The sequence below is a fragment of the Pantoea sp. paga genome (assembly GCF_007558755.1).
GTDB lineage: Bacteria > Pseudomonadota > Gammaproteobacteria > Enterobacterales > Enterobacteriaceae > Pantoea > Pantoea agglomerans.
Genome location: NZ_VLTF01000010.1, coordinates 189,914 through 205,814, shown reverse-complemented (window position 1 = coordinate 205,814; position 15,901 = coordinate 189,914). Strand labels below are relative to the sequence as shown.

13 protein-coding genes are annotated in these 15,901 nt (G+C 45.2%); 2 read left to right on the top strand and 11 right to left on the bottom strand.

The genetic code is table 11. The features are described 5' to 3' along the window. Nucleotides 1-816: 816 nt before the first annotated feature. From surE to FOV68_RS21355, 11 genes are all read right to left on the bottom strand, one after another. Nucleotides 817-1,584 (bottom strand): 5'/3'-nucleotidase SurE, encoded by a 768-nt coding sequence (gene surE / locus FOV68_RS21400; RefSeq protein ID WP_132499702.1) that lies wholly within the window; start codon nucleotides 1,582-1,584, stop codon nucleotides 817-819. 74 nt (nucleotides 1,585-1,658) lie between these two features. Next, nucleotides 1,659-3,086, bottom strand: a complete 1,428-nt coding sequence (locus FOV68_RS21395) for an amidase (RefSeq protein ID WP_161973540.1) — start codon at nucleotides 3,084-3,086, stop codon at nucleotides 1,659-1,661. After that, nucleotides 3,079-3,303: a hypothetical protein gene (locus FOV68_RS24080; RefSeq protein WP_161973541.1), complete on the bottom strand. Its 225-nt coding sequence runs from the start codon at nucleotides 3,301-3,303 to the stop codon at nucleotides 3,079-3,081. Before FOV68_RS24080 ends, FOV68_RS21395 begins: the two co-directional genes overlap by 8 nt. Then, entirely contained in the window at nucleotides 3,300-4,913 is a 1,614-nt protein-coding gene (locus FOV68_RS21390) for a DUF4910 domain-containing protein (RefSeq protein ID WP_143991516.1), read from the bottom strand. Before FOV68_RS21390 ends, FOV68_RS24080 begins: the two co-directional genes overlap by 4 nt. After that, nucleotides 4,903-5,979, bottom strand: a complete 1,077-nt coding sequence (locus tag FOV68_RS21385) for an aminotransferase class I/II-fold pyridoxal phosphate-dependent enzyme (protein ID WP_161973543.1) — start codon at nucleotides 5,977-5,979, stop codon at nucleotides 4,903-4,905. Before FOV68_RS21385 ends, FOV68_RS21390 begins: the two co-directional genes overlap by 11 nt. Beyond that, on the bottom strand, nucleotides 5,973-7,025 hold the full coding sequence (locus tag FOV68_RS21380) for an alkaline phosphatase family protein (protein ID WP_132499706.1): 1,053 nt from the start codon (nucleotides 7,023-7,025) through the stop codon (nucleotides 5,973-5,975). The genes FOV68_RS21385 and FOV68_RS21380 overlap by 7 nt, the downstream gene beginning before the upstream one ends. After that, complete coding sequence (locus FOV68_RS21375) at nucleotides 7,022-9,196, bottom strand: FAD/NAD(P)-binding protein (RefSeq protein WP_143991515.1); 2,175 nt, start codon at nucleotides 9,194-9,196, stop codon at nucleotides 7,022-7,024. Before FOV68_RS21375 ends, FOV68_RS21380 begins: the two co-directional genes overlap by 4 nt. 10 nt (nucleotides 9,197-9,206) lie before the next feature. After that, complete coding sequence (locus FOV68_RS21370) at nucleotides 9,207-10,133, bottom strand: putative PEP-binding protein (protein WP_161973544.1); 927 nt, start codon at nucleotides 10,131-10,133, stop codon at nucleotides 9,207-9,209. Nucleotides 10,134-10,168: 35 nt separating this feature from the next. Beyond that, nucleotides 10,169-10,825, bottom strand: coding sequence for a hypothetical protein (locus FOV68_RS21365; RefSeq protein ID WP_132499709.1), 657 nt, complete (start codon nucleotides 10,823-10,825; stop codon nucleotides 10,169-10,171). 44 nt (nucleotides 10,826-10,869) lie between these two features. Further along, the gene (locus FOV68_RS21360) at nucleotides 10,870-12,132 is read right to left on the bottom strand and encodes a hypothetical protein (RefSeq protein WP_132499710.1); all 1,263 of its coding nucleotides are present in this window, start codon (nucleotides 12,130-12,132) and stop codon (nucleotides 10,870-10,872) included. A gap of 178 nt (nucleotides 12,133-12,310) precedes the next feature. Beyond that, nucleotides 12,311-12,520 (bottom strand): hypothetical protein, encoded by a 210-nt coding sequence (locus tag FOV68_RS21355; RefSeq protein WP_132499711.1) that lies wholly within the window; start codon nucleotides 12,518-12,520, stop codon nucleotides 12,311-12,313. Between the two features lie 435 nt (nucleotides 12,521-12,955). Here FOV68_RS21355 and FOV68_RS21350 point away from each other — a divergent pair, with 435 nt between their 5' ends. After that, the gene (locus tag FOV68_RS21350; RefSeq protein WP_143991514.1) at nucleotides 12,956-14,491 is read left to right on the top strand and encodes a nucleotidyltransferase family protein; all 1,536 of its coding nucleotides are present in this window, start codon (nucleotides 12,956-12,958) and stop codon (nucleotides 14,489-14,491) included. A gap of 43 nt (nucleotides 14,492-14,534) precedes the next feature. Then, nucleotides 14,535-15,848 (top strand): LLM class flavin-dependent oxidoreductase, encoded by a 1,314-nt coding sequence (locus FOV68_RS21345; RefSeq protein ID WP_143991513.1) that lies wholly within the window; start codon nucleotides 14,535-14,537, stop codon nucleotides 15,846-15,848. Nucleotides 15,849-15,901: the final 53 nt, after the last annotated feature.

The following is a 15,901-nucleotide window of genomic DNA, read 5'->3' as shown; positions in this document are numbered from 1 at the left end:
GTAGCCGTTCGGATTATTTTTAATTTTTTCGGATTTACTGCTTCATCGTACGATCTCTAATAATCGAAGCATAATCATTCTTCGTCGCACTTTGCAATGCCCGATGAGTAATGGGATCATAAAACACCGTCAATACGGCTGGGAACCGATGTGGCTATTTCTGCTACAATTTACCATAAACTACATTTTGAGCCCGATTTGATAAGTGGATTAGCGTATCTTGTTGCTCTGATGATATTGAGCCCCCTCAAATACTGCCGATAATTCGCAGGGCCAATTGCAACTAATGAGATTTTGTTACGCTTCTCATTTTAACACTGTATGTACTTTTTCGCGAAGTACATAAAACTCTCAGAAGTTATGTCTATTCATAAGTTGTGTCTATATAGTTTATGCGTAATAAATTTCAATTTTGAAGTAAGATAGGAAGCCTTCGCACGCTGTTTTATACTATTAAAGACTATTTCGTAAAAGGAAAAGCAGTGTAGCTCATAGTCAACTTTTACCATATGCCATCATTATTTTAACTGCAAAGACATTATAGAATTCAAAAAAAAGACAACCATTATTCTTTTTTAATTTATTAACCCCAGCGACAAAAAAATAATCATGACAGGTGCAGTAGATACCAAAAAACAACCTTTAATTAACCTTTTTGCTATAAAAATAAGTTAACCTCTAAAATTTAAGCATAAACCCCTTCACTTCACCCGCAAAAATTTTAATGAACAGATTGAGATGGTTGGTATTTTTTAAAGATATATAGACCTTGCTTGCTTTTTTATGTCAAGTCAGGTAAAACTATTTTCAATGTTATTAATTTCGGAGCTTCCTAAGCACATTTTTTTGCGTTCGTTCAAACTGAAGTGGAGTGATAGTTATATTTCCATTAATAATAGCAGCTGCTTCAGATCCTGAATCACTTGTCAATATTGAACGAGAAAGTGATATCCAGAAATAGCATTCTGCACGGGGGTCGGTATGAGATGTTATCCTGATATCTTCCAGATTTCCCTTTCCCTGTTCTGTAAAAACTATCTCTCCTAGTTTTTCAGGAGGCACATCAGGAATGTTTATGTTCAGACAACTTCCAGCCCAAGGTTTTCTGAGTACCTGCCGAAGTGCTTTCAGAGCTGCGACCTCCGCGGTATCCCATTTAATTTCATCCCGTTTGCTAAATACCTGACTCAATGCGATAGAGGGAATGTTCAGCAGCATTCCAGTCATCGCAGCACCTACAGTACCGGACAAAACCGATTCAGCTCCAATATTCGCCCCGCGGTTTATGCCTGAAAGCAGCAGATCAGGCGGGTTATTACTCATCAGATAGCGTGTTGCCCATACTACACAATCTCCGGGCGTACCGGAAATGGCATAACAACGCGTTTCTGTCTGGTGTACCCGAAGAGGTTCGTGAAGACTCAGCGAATGTGAAGTTCCGCTCTGGTCATATGCGGGTGCCACGATCCAAACTTCATGAGCTAACTGTTCCGCTACGCGTCTAAGTACTGCCATTCCCGGTGCGTTAATTCCATCGTCATTTGTCAGCAAAATACGATCATACATAAGGGGTATTTCATCCATGGTTATTCCTTAATTGTGTTTATTGCTCATCCTATACATTCCTAGTATTGCGGTTCTCTCCCTGAAGACAGGACTCAGCTGGGACATTCTTCACGAGTAAAAAGACTTTCCTGAGCGGCAGGCATTATCACCTGTCCTTCAAACGCACGTGCAAAATTAAGCAGATTTTTATCATCAAACGGCGCGCCAACCATCTGTATGCCCAGTGGTAAGCCTTTAGCAGAAAGACCAATGGGAAGATTAATAGCCGGGTTCCCGCAGACATTGAAAGGTATTGTTCGGCCGGGCACTACGCCAGGATCAGGGGGCCAATCCGCCCCGAATTCTGTAAACGTTGGGGCAGCTCGTAATGAAGAGGGGAAAAGTAGCAATGTATAATCTGAAAAGATTCTGTTGTTAATCCAGCCGGTTAGTTCTGCCCTGATCTGCTGAGCTACTATCAGTTCCGCTGCTGAAACAGCGGCCCCAGCAATGAGTCGCTGATATGTGTATCTGCCATATTCTCGGGCCCGGCCTCTTAACATATCCTGGTGTATAGTAAATGACTCTGCGCTCATGAGCACCCTCCCACAGGCATTGAATAGCGCATAATGTTCAAAGTTAATTTCTTCAACAATAGCCCCACGAGCACGTAACGTTGCAACATGCATGTCCATTAATTCAATTAGATCTGAATCTGTATATGACGATTCAGTCAACATATGGCGCGGCCAAGCTATTCTAACGCCTGAAAGCTCAGCAGGCTCTTCACTCGTAAACGTAAAAGCCTGACAAACCGTGGTTGGATCTCGATCATCTTGGCCGGCAATAACGTCCATTACCAGAGCGGCATCTGCTGCAAATCGTGTTAATGGACCACAGTGATCGAGTGACCAAGACAGCGGGTATACGCCTGCCCGAGAAACAAGCCCATAGGTCGGTTTAAACCCCACTACGCCGCAAAGGCAAGCGGGACCACGGATAGAACCACTTGTATCTGACCCCAGTGCGACAGGGCAAAGCCCAGCTGCGATTGCAGCGCCCGCACCAGATGATGAGGCTCCGGTAAAATGAGCGAGATGCCAAGGATTACGGGCGGGAGGAAAAGGAAGGTCAAATCCAGGTCCACCAAGAGCAAACTCGTGTGTGGCTAGTTTCCCCAAGTAAATTGCGCCACCATTCTTCATAAGCTGATGCACAGATGCGTTGGTAAGTGCGATATTATCTCGCATCAGATACGAATGGCATGTTGTTGCCGTACCTGCCACATCGAAAATATCTTTCAGCGCATAAGGAATACCATGAAGCGGCCCCCGACTCACTCCCAAAGCGAGCTCCCGGTCGGCTTGTTCAGCTGCCACACGTGCCTGTATTGGATCGAAGTGGATAAAGGCATGCACATGTGGATTGAAGCGTGCGATTCGATTCAGGAAGTATTCAGTAAGCTGTGAAGCGCTTATCATACCGCTTCTCAAGCGGCGGCCCAACTCGGATACAGGCAGAAGGTGCAAGGGTTCATTCATGATCTTTCCTGTATTTTGAAAGATTGGCGCTAAGGTTAAATCCGTTTGCGGGCTCCTCGCATGGGCGTCTGTGAGCATTTAATAAGGCTACTGCGGTTCGTATTTCACGTGTACAAGCCAAAGCACCACTGAAATATTCTTTGGGTATCTCAAGGCCAGTACGTCGCATCTCCTCCCGAAAGTTTTCATCTGTAAAAAGAGAAAGAGATTCTTTCATTTATTTTCCTCTGATGCCAGGTAATTGTGAGAAAGCATTTCCTTAAATAGATCCTTCAGATCATCATCTTCAGGAAGACCTAAATTATTGCAAATATCGTTAAAAACAAGCTCCCAGGGACCAGTGCAGCCGACAATCAGACAATTATGTAACAAGGCGAGATAAAATTTGTTATGGCGCACCCGATGCTGAAAAGGCATGCGAATCTTATTAGGCAGTGATTCGATAAAATCACGCAAATTAAGGGGGCCAGACCATTCTGGTACCGTACTAACCCCTGTTGAGGGAAAATCAGATCTAAGGGAGAGTTGTTCAGGAGAATAGTTCTGCAATTTAAGGATTAAAGGAACTACAACGGCAAGGGTGCGCTTAAGCTCCAATGGAGAAACTTTGTCAGTTGAATCTGCCGCAGTATGGTTGAAACGATCGTTAATGTGCCCAATCTGAATTGCAGGGGCATTCCTGTGAGTATCATGATGATTCATAAAGAGGGCGTGGTCGGAAAAACCTAGAAATGACGTAAACATCCAGTTTCCACCTTCTGAACATGTATGGACAAATACCTCAGATGCTAATGCTTCACAAATATTCACCAGCGTCTCGTCAAATGACACTGGCGGACGTTCAATGCAAAAAGGCGATTCGCAAAGCTCCTGATCTTCGCCCACCATATCAAGATTGATAACCGCAAGAGGGGCAGGTTTGTGACGCATCTCGTGCTGCAATGCAGCAATTCCGGTAAATTCCGGACCTGAGACAAGTCTGAGTGTATAACGAAGCGGCGAAATAAGGTTTGCTTCCTGCCATTGGTTGATTAATCTGGCGGCTTCAATCATTACGCTAACCCCGGAAGCGTTATCATTGGCACCTGCACGAGCATGGCAAAGGTGAGCGGTGACCCATATTTCATGCTGTGATTCTATTCCCGGCAAACAGGCAGAGAACACGGGCATATCCTCTGTCGTATCAATAACAATATCAATTTCTACAATGTCAGAGGATGAAATAGCCGTCAGTAAGTGTGACTGTTCATTCGGCAGCAAACTGAACGCAAAAAGGGGCGATCCCGGTGCGAGCTCTATACGTCCCCGATAGAAACAGTCTTTATATTCGTCATAACGAGCAAATGCATCAGTGACAAAACCTGCCGCACCGCGTGTACTCAGGTCATGTTCCCAATTTCGTAAAAAAAAATCGGCTGCTGGAATCACCACCACATCTCGGGCAGTCAAAATATTTTTGTCGTGACTGCATAAACGAAATTGTTTGCCACAAGCCGCATGTGAGTATGTCGCCAGTGCAAAAGGTAGTGCTACGTGATCAATAACGAATGCAGGGCTGCCCTGCATGGTCATCCTGGCGCGCAGGGGAGTCCAGGAAAGAGGCGCGCGAAAACTCCACCATTGCGGCTGGTTGTCCGCCTTGAATTGATGAATCTCTACTAACGGCACGTTTGCCTTGCGTGCCGCACTCGCAATGACTTCTGCGGCTTTCTGAATTCCCGCTGATGCTTGGTAACGGTCATAAAGAGAAAACCTATCCACTATCATCATCATATGAGTGACTGAACACTGATCGAACGTTTGAAGGATTAAGGGGTCAATTTTCAAAATCCACCCCCAGGCGACGTGAAAACTCAACCATGCGGTCCTCCGCTAAAGGAACGCTCATGCGAATCAGCGTGCTTCGCTCATTCAGTGATCGATAAAAGAGATGATTTTTAGTACGTATACCGGCCTTATCGAACCGCTCTCTCAGTTCCTCATCAATGAAAAAATAAGGTAAAGCGGCACTGGCAGGAGTCACCCCTTTGGCAGATAACATTGCGAGGACGTGAGTTTTACTTAACATAATCTGACTCCGCAGACGGCGTGTCGTGTCTCCACAGCCCAAAAGCGCTGCAACCATTGATAACGTTAAAGGCGGATTGAGCATTGGAGGTACGACCCGGCGGATGTTTTTTTCCAGATTAGACGAGCTCATACAAAAACCGACCCGAAGTCCTCCCAGCCCCCATGCCTTTGAGACGCCTCGAAGAACAATCAGATTAGAGAATGTATTCAGCAGTGAAGCACTACTAAAGCTCGGTGCATGGTAGTTAGCGTTGGACTCATCAATAAGCAGCAGAATGCCCCTTTGCTCCAGCATTCCGCAAAATAGCCTTAGAGACGCTAGATCATCAAATATTCCAGCAAGCAATGCTGGCCGTTCAAGATAAACCATACTGGCATGCTGGCGGCTGGCTGTGTGGCACATTTCATCTAGCTGGCCATCAGGTAACCAGCAGATGTTACTTTTGGCTTGTGTTAACCACCATATAAAATCAGGATAAATATCGCCATATACCGCCACATTACACGCTTCCGGAAGGGTAGCTAACGAAGCAAGTAGAGAGTTGACACCCGCGCCGCAGGACAGCGAAAAGTCAGTATCCGGCAGGGAGAAGTAGTGTCGTAATATTGAACGCAAGCGTTGCTCACCCCATGGGTCGTTCACAGGGTAGTGGTAAATATCTCTGAGATTACTTAGCTCCTGAGTAAGACATGAGGAAAGGAGTAGAGCAATCGACGGTTCAATGAGGTCTCGCTCATCTTGGGTCCATGCAAGGTTTAAATGATCGGATGTATCTTCAAGCTTTGCGATATTTTGATAGGTCTCGATAGCTCTGGTTAACATACTGACTCCCATAGCGCACAGGGAACGTTGAGCTCCTGAGGCAATAATGAGCCGTGATCGTATCGATAGCCTTCCGGAGTAATAAATGTCTCCCCCCTTGCAATAACCAGAAGATTACCGATGGCATCAAAACCAGTCAGCTTAAGCATAGTCTCAGCGGATACGATGTCAGCAATATTGCCCAAAGCGCAATGAAGCGCCTGTTCTAAAGATGTAAAATTCGTCGGATCGGTATAGAACCAGCGTGTTCTGCCTGCCCCTCCCATGGGACAAGAATATTTCTCGCTGAGGTCGTTCAGAATCCTTGCTACGCTTTCATCATGACGCGTGGGGACTAAACCATGATCAGCATGCGCTATAACATCCACCTGCTGCAGGGTTAGCCGATGAGCCAACTTTTCAAGTTTAATAAGAAAATCAGCAACTAAGCCATCATATCCATAATGATGTATATATTGATCGAGATCGATAAAACACCATATCAAAGTAGGGAAACTCTGGCTCAGCGCCCGCTCAATAGCCTTTTCCACAGCGGCTATAAGTATCGCGGATGAAGGAAGCGGAGATTGGGTGAAGAAGGGAGTATGATCAACGTTGACCGCCCCCGTCAGCAGAGCCCGCGTCCAGGCCCCGGCGACGGGAAGCAGATCGCCTGCTATGGCCTGAGGCAGGTAGCCAAAATATGCAGCGTCTGTAAAAATATTCGCTTCAGGTTGTATAACTCCTGCGCCCTGATAATCATATATATTTATCAATGCAGAATTATCAGTGCGAGGCCTGTATACCACCCCAGCAACACCATGTTCGTCAACCCGTCTGCCAGTCAGGCTGGATAACCAGCATGTGGATGATGTCGGTGGAAAAACGGCCTGCCAGCAGGCTATTTTCGCCGATGGCCAGAGCTGTTCAGCCAGATTGTAATGAATACCATCGACAGCAAAAATAACCAGATTTCGCTTCTTGCCCTGTCGCTGAAGCATACGTTGCTGTATCCAGTGACGAAACTGCGTTATGTTTCCTGAGGTGGGAGGGAGCGCTAACTTCATTTTTCCACCTCTTCTGTGGCAACCGGCAGTACAGCGTGCGTAACAGCCCGTAGCTTATTAACCACTTCAACTGCCCAATGGTGCATATTGCTGAGCACCGCGCTGTTCGCTGACGGACGTGCAGCCGTATTCTGAAAAAAGCAGACTCCTTCTGCAGGTGAGCCTAAAAAAGTTAGGCGATCATCTGCGCTCCCGTCATGCTTCAACGGATGAAAGCCGGACGTGACCTTAACGGCACCGGGAACATAATAGTCAGTTTCAGAACGCCGGTTTTCCCACAACGTAATAATTTTGTTTGCCAGCATATTGGGATAAAGCGGATTTACCTGATAACGCGCATCAAAAGGATGTACCCGTGCACAAACCAAGTGGTCAATACGCTGCTTCCTGCCCCTATAACGCAAGGTAAATGTTTTACCCGCAACATGACTGCTTATTCTGACTGACCCAGGCAAGCGGACGATCCCCTGACGCACAAGCGCTTCCAGCTTTTCCATAGCCTCAATGCCGGCACCATTTGAAAGGCGGTTATAATGCGGTAGCCACTGCTGGATAAAGTTTTTCTGCGATGTTGGCGTCAGCCCCCCAAAGTCACAGGCAGCTGAGAATACGGTGCGTAAATCACGCCAGACACTATCGCAACATGCCTTAAGCGGATTGCGAATGTTGCCCTGCCGCGCCGCATCAAGGTCTCTGCTTAGCCAAATCTGAATTTGCTGTTTTCTTTCACGGGGTGAGTTTGGGAACGCATTAGCAAAGGGATAAAAAATGCTATACCAGTCAAACTTATGAGCAGTTATACGTAAGGCGTGCTGCCATTTTACTTTTTCACGTCCCAGTGCACGAAGACGAAAGGGGGCAAGCGATTTATCAACAATTTCATCGGTAAGCGTACGATAAATATGGCTGGCAGCGTCTGCATCCTCCGCGGAGGTATTGTCACCATCACCACGCACTGCACAAAGACGTTCAACCAGCTCATCAAAACCTCGCTGCAAAGGAGCGAGTAAGTACGCAATATCTGGTTTCCCCCGATGTGTTTGCGCGGATAAATAGGCGTTATAAACTGCATTGGTAGCGGAAAATTGACGCGAAATCCATTGTTCACCCAGTAACGTACGATAGTAGACCCACGCCATCTCAAGTACGATAAGCGGAAATATATCCCGCTCAAAATCCAGCTGCTGCTGCAGCCTTCCGTACAGGGCAGGGCGCAATCTGCCGCAGTTCTGTCGTAATAAAGAGACGGCGCTGACAGTAAAAAATACGGCACGGTGGAACTGTTCAGGATGAAGCTTTTCGTTCTTGGGGCGTGTAGCATAGATTTTTCCACTGCGACTTAATGCGAAAATTGCGCGTGGTTCTTTACCGTTCGGTTGAAAATTCAACTTTCCGGATTTTTTTCGAATGAACGTTCCACCCCGAGCTTCGGTAAGAAAAAGACAGATATCAATCGCAGTCAGGCCCATGCCAATTAATGCAATGCTGTCTCGTGCCGCAACCTGACATTCAGTTAATTTCTTCTCCAGGGGGTAAGCCCAAGAGATGTAATTAAAGTTCCGAGCAAAACGGAACTCATTACTTTTAGCGACCGGTCGGCAAGGCGTGTGTCCTGTAATGAATAAAATATGGTGAGCAAAGAGCCCACCTTGCCGCTGCGGCGTAGACATAGTAAAACCGATGCCTTCATGGACAATACCTGTTATCTCTTCGTTATGAGCGATAACACATACACCTTTAATCAGCCGGAGTTCAGATGCATAACGCTCAAAAAATGCACGCAATGCCATACCATGCAAATACCTACGGGGCACATCCTGAGCCTGCAGGTTAAAGATGTTATTGCCCGAATGTCGCCATTGCATCTGGCACCATTCAAGAAAAGGCATGCGGAGTGCTGTAGGAAGCAGACTGGTGGATGCAGCCGCTACGGATTCATCTGCTGCAAATGCGATCTGGTCAGCTGTGCGGTTGAGGTAACTTACAGGGTTCTGACAGTCACTATGTGCAACGCCTGCCCCAAAGCGGCCACTTGCTTCAAAAACATGGATTTCAACACGCCCATGTAGCTCAGCACTTCTGAGCTGGGCAAGCAGTCGTTCAAGCGCATAGACCGAGCGTGGGCCTCCGCCAACGATTGCAATAACCGTTTTCTCAACCGCAGTTGTCATAGGTTTTCCTTTATCCTTTTCTATGCCAGTGGAGTCCCTGGATAGTCATTGAATCGTTGTCGTTTGCAACATCAAGCAATGATTGCGCCCACAATCGCAGCCGCTTACGGTTATCTGACTTTTTGAAATTCAGCATAAAATCCATATCGCGATAATCTTTGAATTTTTCGCCAAAAAAAGCGGGGAATGAGGAGTAATGAACAGAAATAGCATCCATTCCAGTCTCTTTAGCGAGGTCATAAAACGCCGGTTTCATATATCCTGCGATACTCAGACGACTATTCTTTAAATCACTCCTTAACGTTTTGAGCATACCTAAAATCGCGGGGTGATTGTGACGGTCATATCCACTGCCACGACTGGCTCCCACGACCAGACTACTAAGATCGTTCATTCCTATCAGAAAATGTTCAATACCACGTTTTTCAATTTCGCGTGCATGCCACAAAGCCGCGGGTGTTTCCATCATGCATGAGATCTTATTGGGGAATGAATATTTTCGTGCATACTCAAGGCCAAAATCTATCTCATCCATCTCACAAATATAGGGAAACATTATGTGTAGGTTTTTGTGCTCTTTTGCCAACTCACTCACCACGTTAAATTCAATTTCAAAACTATGGGGAAGTTCCATCGCCCGTCGCATGCCACGAAGCCCAATAGTTGGAAACTCTTCCAGTACGTATTCATCATAACCTTCGAGCATATTAATCTCGTTAGCGGGTGCATCGACAAAGCGGTACCAGACATCCTTATCAGGGAAAATACGAAGTGTCTCTTTAATATATTCTCTGAGTAAATGTGGTCCCTCATCTGCTGTCAGGTATTTACCGGCTCTTCTGAAAATATATTCACCGCGTAATAAACCGACAGCAGAAACCTCCTGATAAATTCTTTCATCTGGTAATTCACCGCTTAATGAAACTTCAAGCTCCATATTTCTCTCCAGTTGTACACAGGGCAAACCTGCCATTAACATAAAGGATGACGTTGTAAATATTCATGTATGACCGACTTAAGATCGGCCAGTACAGTCCCGGCATCTCTCTCACCGTTGATTATTATCCAATTATTACTTGATGCCTGGCGCTTTAATATTCCATACACTTTTTTCATGTGATTCAGAAAAGCATCATCACTGCAAACAGGTTGATTTCCACATTCATAAGGAGCATGTACCTCATCGTTTTCTTTCCTCCAGCTAAGAATTACGTCTGGGCGGACATCTAGAAATAAAGTAAGGTCGACGTGAGGGAAAAAAGAGACAAGATTATTAAGCCAGGTTTCATCTAAGCCAAGAGCCGCCTCAGTGGCAACGTGTTTCTGCCAGCCACCGTCCAGAAAAAGCACTGTTCCTTGCTGTGGGGGGCGCTGGCAAATTTGGATGGCAAATAAATTGAAGATAAACATAGCCCGACTTTCGGCACGCATTTCCGGCAAAATGTCATACATCAGCATTCGATAGTTACTGCTGATATAACGTGCCTCAGGATACTCATCGCGATTAAGTGCATCCTTTTTGGTTATCGTTGCCACTTTTTTACCGATTCGCGCTTCCAGCCATGGAAGCAGCTCACGCATTTGCGTTGACTTTCCGGCACCGTCGCATCCCAATAAGTTAATCAGCATAGTCCCCTCTAATAATGCACAGAATTACCTGAATAGCAGTTGGCTTACGTTTTCTCTACCGTGCTGCTTTGCTCGTCAATGCTCGGACCGATAGCGTCTTTCAGCATTCGTTGAAACTTATGGCGCAAAGCGAGAGGCACCATACGCTCCACGTAAAATCCCAACTGGTCATCAAGGTGATACTTGACAGGATCGCTGGAAGCTAATGTGGACAAGCCCTGCGCCAGCTGTTCCGTAAATCCCGGAAATGAAGACTGCAGGTTGTAAACAATGCTGTAGTAAAGATTTCGGCCCAGTGAGAAACAGGGATATCTAGCATCGTAATTATCAAGAGAGAATTTTGGGAAACATCCATCTATGATTCGTTTAGGACACATCCACAGCGGCATAATAAGCTTCATATCGCCAATTTCACGCACCGGACAGGAAGCAGGTTTCATGGCGTTAGAAATCCTGTAAATGTTCTCACAAAGTACATCTTCGAGATTCAAACCTGTGCTAATCCAGTCGGTTCCTAGCTGGCGGGCATGGTTGCTGAGTGCGAGCCGAATGAGCAGGGTTCCTAAAAATTCAAAATCGTCGCCCTGAAAGTTTCGCTCAAAGCGATCAATCAGACTCTCGCCATCAGCAGGAATGCCGAGCAAGCTTTTAACCTCATCTTCGGCAATCACTTTTAGTTCAAGCTGATATTTTTCACATAACTGTGTTGCTCGGGGCACTCCTTTGTCCCAATCCGGTATTCCCATAATAATAACTGGATGAACATTGATGTATTCTTTAATAAGGCTTAAACCATGCAGGAGTGCATTACTGTCACCCCCACCACTAACCCCAACGACTAAATCAGCCCCGGCAGGGATGTGATCCTTAATCGTGTCCGCGACGCGTGCAGCGATAACAGACTGGCATTCTTCAGGAGAGAGTTTCTTAAGAAAGGACTGAGCGGTAGACTGATCGTTATTGTAATCTTGGTACAAATATTCTGTAGATTCATTAGCCTGGTCAGCGCTTTTTACAATCTTAAAATTTTCTGGCAAAAATTTGAATGGATTTACATTACGATTGAAATAAAGCAGCAGGTGGTCGGAGTCAAATTCTGATAATGTCTTTTCAAGTCCGGATGATAACTGCATGCTTTCATCACCATCCCTGTACTGATAAATGGAAACAGCAGACCAAGGCACGCTGTTTCTTTTCAATACATCAATCAAACGCTCGTTAGGTTCTGAAAGCAGCGACTGACGTCCATGTGCTGTAACCACAGAGATCGTTGGGCTACTTTCCTTTGCTGCTGTTTTCTCAAACATAGCAACTCCTTAACACTAAATAAATTATAGAAATAACCCATCTTTGAAGAATTATTTTTCCCCGCAAGTTGGGTTATTATTAAGAATAATTGCATTCAGAACAGCGCGAAGCGGGGAGTATCACCTGTCATAAGTGAGCGTCACCATAACTCCAGAATGCTGTTTTAACGAATGAATATTATTGAGCACCTGTTTCGCAACTCGCGCCGCAGATAGTTTCAATACCATATTTAGAAGCAGGTACAGACTCTTTTTTGGAACGCATAATTTCCAGTTGAGCAACTGATAAATCTGCGTATTGCTCATTAGCAAATGTATGGGTTAAATTAACTTGCTCGTTTTTCAGATTGAAGTTATTGCTTGGATTGTGCTTGAGAGCTGTTTTCATGCTTATATCCTCAATTAACCGTTAATTTGAATGCTGGGGCCCGCAGTAACAACCGTCAGATTGACTAGCGTGAGCAAAACGTCTTGAAAGCCCTGATAACAGACTCCAGTATTGAATTTCCTCATGCCACCACATCAAAGAGGTGCCGCAACTGGTCCCGGCCAGAAAAAAATAGCACGCCAACAGAGTGCTTTTGCTAATGTTTTTTTGTGAATATTTTGTGAAAGAATTATGTACACGTTTTATCGACCTACTCCAAAAAAATATAAAATCGCAAAAAATGATAATTTTATCCTTTTATTCAATAGCATACCCATTGGTAGTGACATTATTGCCAACAGGAACTTGACGAACAATATGCATTTATGAGAGTTGTTAATAAAATCGAAACATAAATTTTCAAGCCAAACTGGATCTGCGTGTCAGGAGGAACAGGTGACTAAAAAGCACGATGAAGATGAGCAGTTGTCGCTGCTTTTATGGCTAACGGGGTGCAGCGATGTGCCGGTAAGCTGTATGAGCTTGGGAGATGAAGCCTTTTTGACACTTATTCGACAGCATCGTATAGCAGGACGAGCATTGCAGACTCTTCGTCGGGAGAAACCGGCATGGGCGAGTGTAGCGCTTTTGCAGGCCCTGGAGGAAAGACATCAGCATCTTATTAATCAGGCTGCAAAACATATCGATGTTATCGCCGCATTTGTTCGGGATTTTAATACAGATAAAAAGCCTATTGTTATTCTAAAAGGCCTGACGGCCTATGCTCATAGCCGGGATCTTCACCACATTCGGGAAAGTAACGATGTGGATTTTATTATGCTTTCCCCAACCGAAACGATACGTACCATAAAAGCTCAACAGCTTAAGGAATTTCGAAAAGTATCACCTCATGAGCTACTGAATGTGACCGTTATGGGTATTGAAATGGATCTTCATGCTTTTTACCCGGTATGGTATTTTCTGAACGACGATGCACAACAGATACCGAAAATTATTGATGGTAACACGTTCATAAAGCACGGCAGGGCGTTACAGGTTGGGCAGTTCAGGGTTGAAGATATTATTTTCAATGCTCTGGAGGATACATATACCGGTGAAGAAAATGTGTTTTATCCGGACGCAGCTGCTGCCGCGATTATCCTTTGTGCACATGCTCATCGCGATTTTATTTCAAAATCCTCTGTTACAGCACGAAAAAAACCACCGATTCGGTTTAGCGAGATTGCGGAGCTTATAGATTATTTTCGTTCTAAAGATTTTAACTTCTCCCGATTCCTGAATATAGTGAATAAGACAAATGCTATTACCTGTGTATCCTGGATGTGCGAGATGGTGCGCAAAACCACCGGTATTAACCTGTTACCTGAAGGTCTCTTGATTAACCATGAAAAGAACCTGCCAGATTTTTTATATCAGCAACTTGTCTGGAGTGGTTTTTTGAAAGTGTTTGATCGAAAAAACAACGCTGTTTTTTTCCGACACCTGACAACGGAAGAAAGCGTAAATGCTCTGGGTTTCACACCACTTAATATGCAGTCTGCACAGGCATTTATTGATGTTAAACATAAGAAAGTCTCAACGTCAGCGCCACATCAAGGTGCTGTCCTGCATGTCAGATCGGAGGGGTGGCCCGAAGTTTGCGTTAATTTTTCTCTCAAGAAAAATCATCTGGTTGTACGTTTAGTAATAACTTCCCCATCCGACTGTATTTCGCGCAGATTGTATATTGATATTTTTAACCAGCCGTTGGAATTTCAGGCGCAAGCTGATGGATGCTATTATAAAAAATCTCTCCATTTCCCCGCTCATCACTTTGATTACGAAGTTACGGATTCCGCATATAGCTGTTACCTAACAATACCTCTGCCTGATAAAACGTCGACGGTTTCACTGATTATCGCTGCAGGCGAATTTGAAGATGCTTACTCATTGCGCCGCGGCATATTGTTACCGGTGAAACTGCTGTTCTGATCGCCTCTCAAAAACATATTCTATAGCTTGTATAAGAGTTGATATGACTAAACAACGAAGAATAATGAAGCTTGGTGCTTTCTGGTATCCGACTGGCTACCATATTGCGGCCTGGAGGCATCCCGACGTCATGCCAGGAGCGGGTGTGGATATTCAGCAATGCATTGATTTTGCAAAGCTCGCAGAAAAAGCCTGCTTCGACTTTATTTTTTTTGCCGATAGCCTGGCAGTAAAAGGAGACGACTGGCATGTTCTCAGCCGCGGTGCGCACAGATACGTTGGCCAGTTTGAGCCTATAACTCTGCTTGCAGCACTGAGCGCTGCTACACGAAATATCGGATTAATCGCTACCGCTTCGACGACCTATCATCATCCTTATCATCTGGCCCGACAGTTTGCTTCTCTTGCCCATATTAGCAATGGGCGCGTGGGATGGAACCTGGTTACTTCACAAAATCCATTTGAATCGAAAAATTTTGGCAACGAAATTTTCCCCCCACATGACGAGCGTTATAAACGTGCCGAAGAATTTGTCGACGTAGTACAAGGCCTGTGGCAAAGCTGGGATGCAGACGCTTTCAGTTATAATAAGCAAAGCGGTGAATTCTTTGATGTTAGGAAAATGCGCCCGCTTAACCACAATGGCTTGTTTTTTCAGGTCAGGGGCCCCCTTAATATTCCTGCCTGCCCAGGCGGGCCACCTATCATTGTACAGGCTGGCACCTCTGAAGCCGGGCGCAGGTTGGCTGCCAGGACATGCGATGTCATTTTCAGTGCACAATATGATTTTTTGGCTGCACAACAGGAATATCATGGCTTGAAACAGCAGGCGAGGGCTTTTTCGCGTGATGCAGGTAAGCCTGCCATTATGACGGGTATCTTACCCTTTATCGGTTCTACTGAAAAAAAGGCTCAGGATAGATATGAAGAATTTCAGTCCCTGATAGACGAAAGCGTCGGACTATCGTTTCTTGAAATGCAACTGGGAGGGATTGATCTCTCACATTATGATCTAGATGGCCCGCTACCCTCGCTGCCTCTTACTGAAGGAAGCCAGAGTAAGCAACAGCGTATTGTCTCAATGGCTCAGGAGCAGAAGTTATCAATTCGCCAATTGTATAGACATCTTGCGGGATCGCGGGGACATAAACTGCTTATTGGCTCTCCCAGAAAAATTGCCGATCACATGGAACATTGGTTTCGTGAGCACGCTGCAGATGGGTTCAACATCATGGCACCTTGGTTACCAGGAGGTATGGATGATTTCGTTGAATTAGTTATACCAGAATTGAAAAGGCGCGGGTTAATTCGCAGCAATTATATCGGCTCTACGCTCAGATCATATCTGGAAATGTAAACCGATTACTGCTCTTGTAGCCTTAATCCTAGTAGTAATAATGTCATCATACT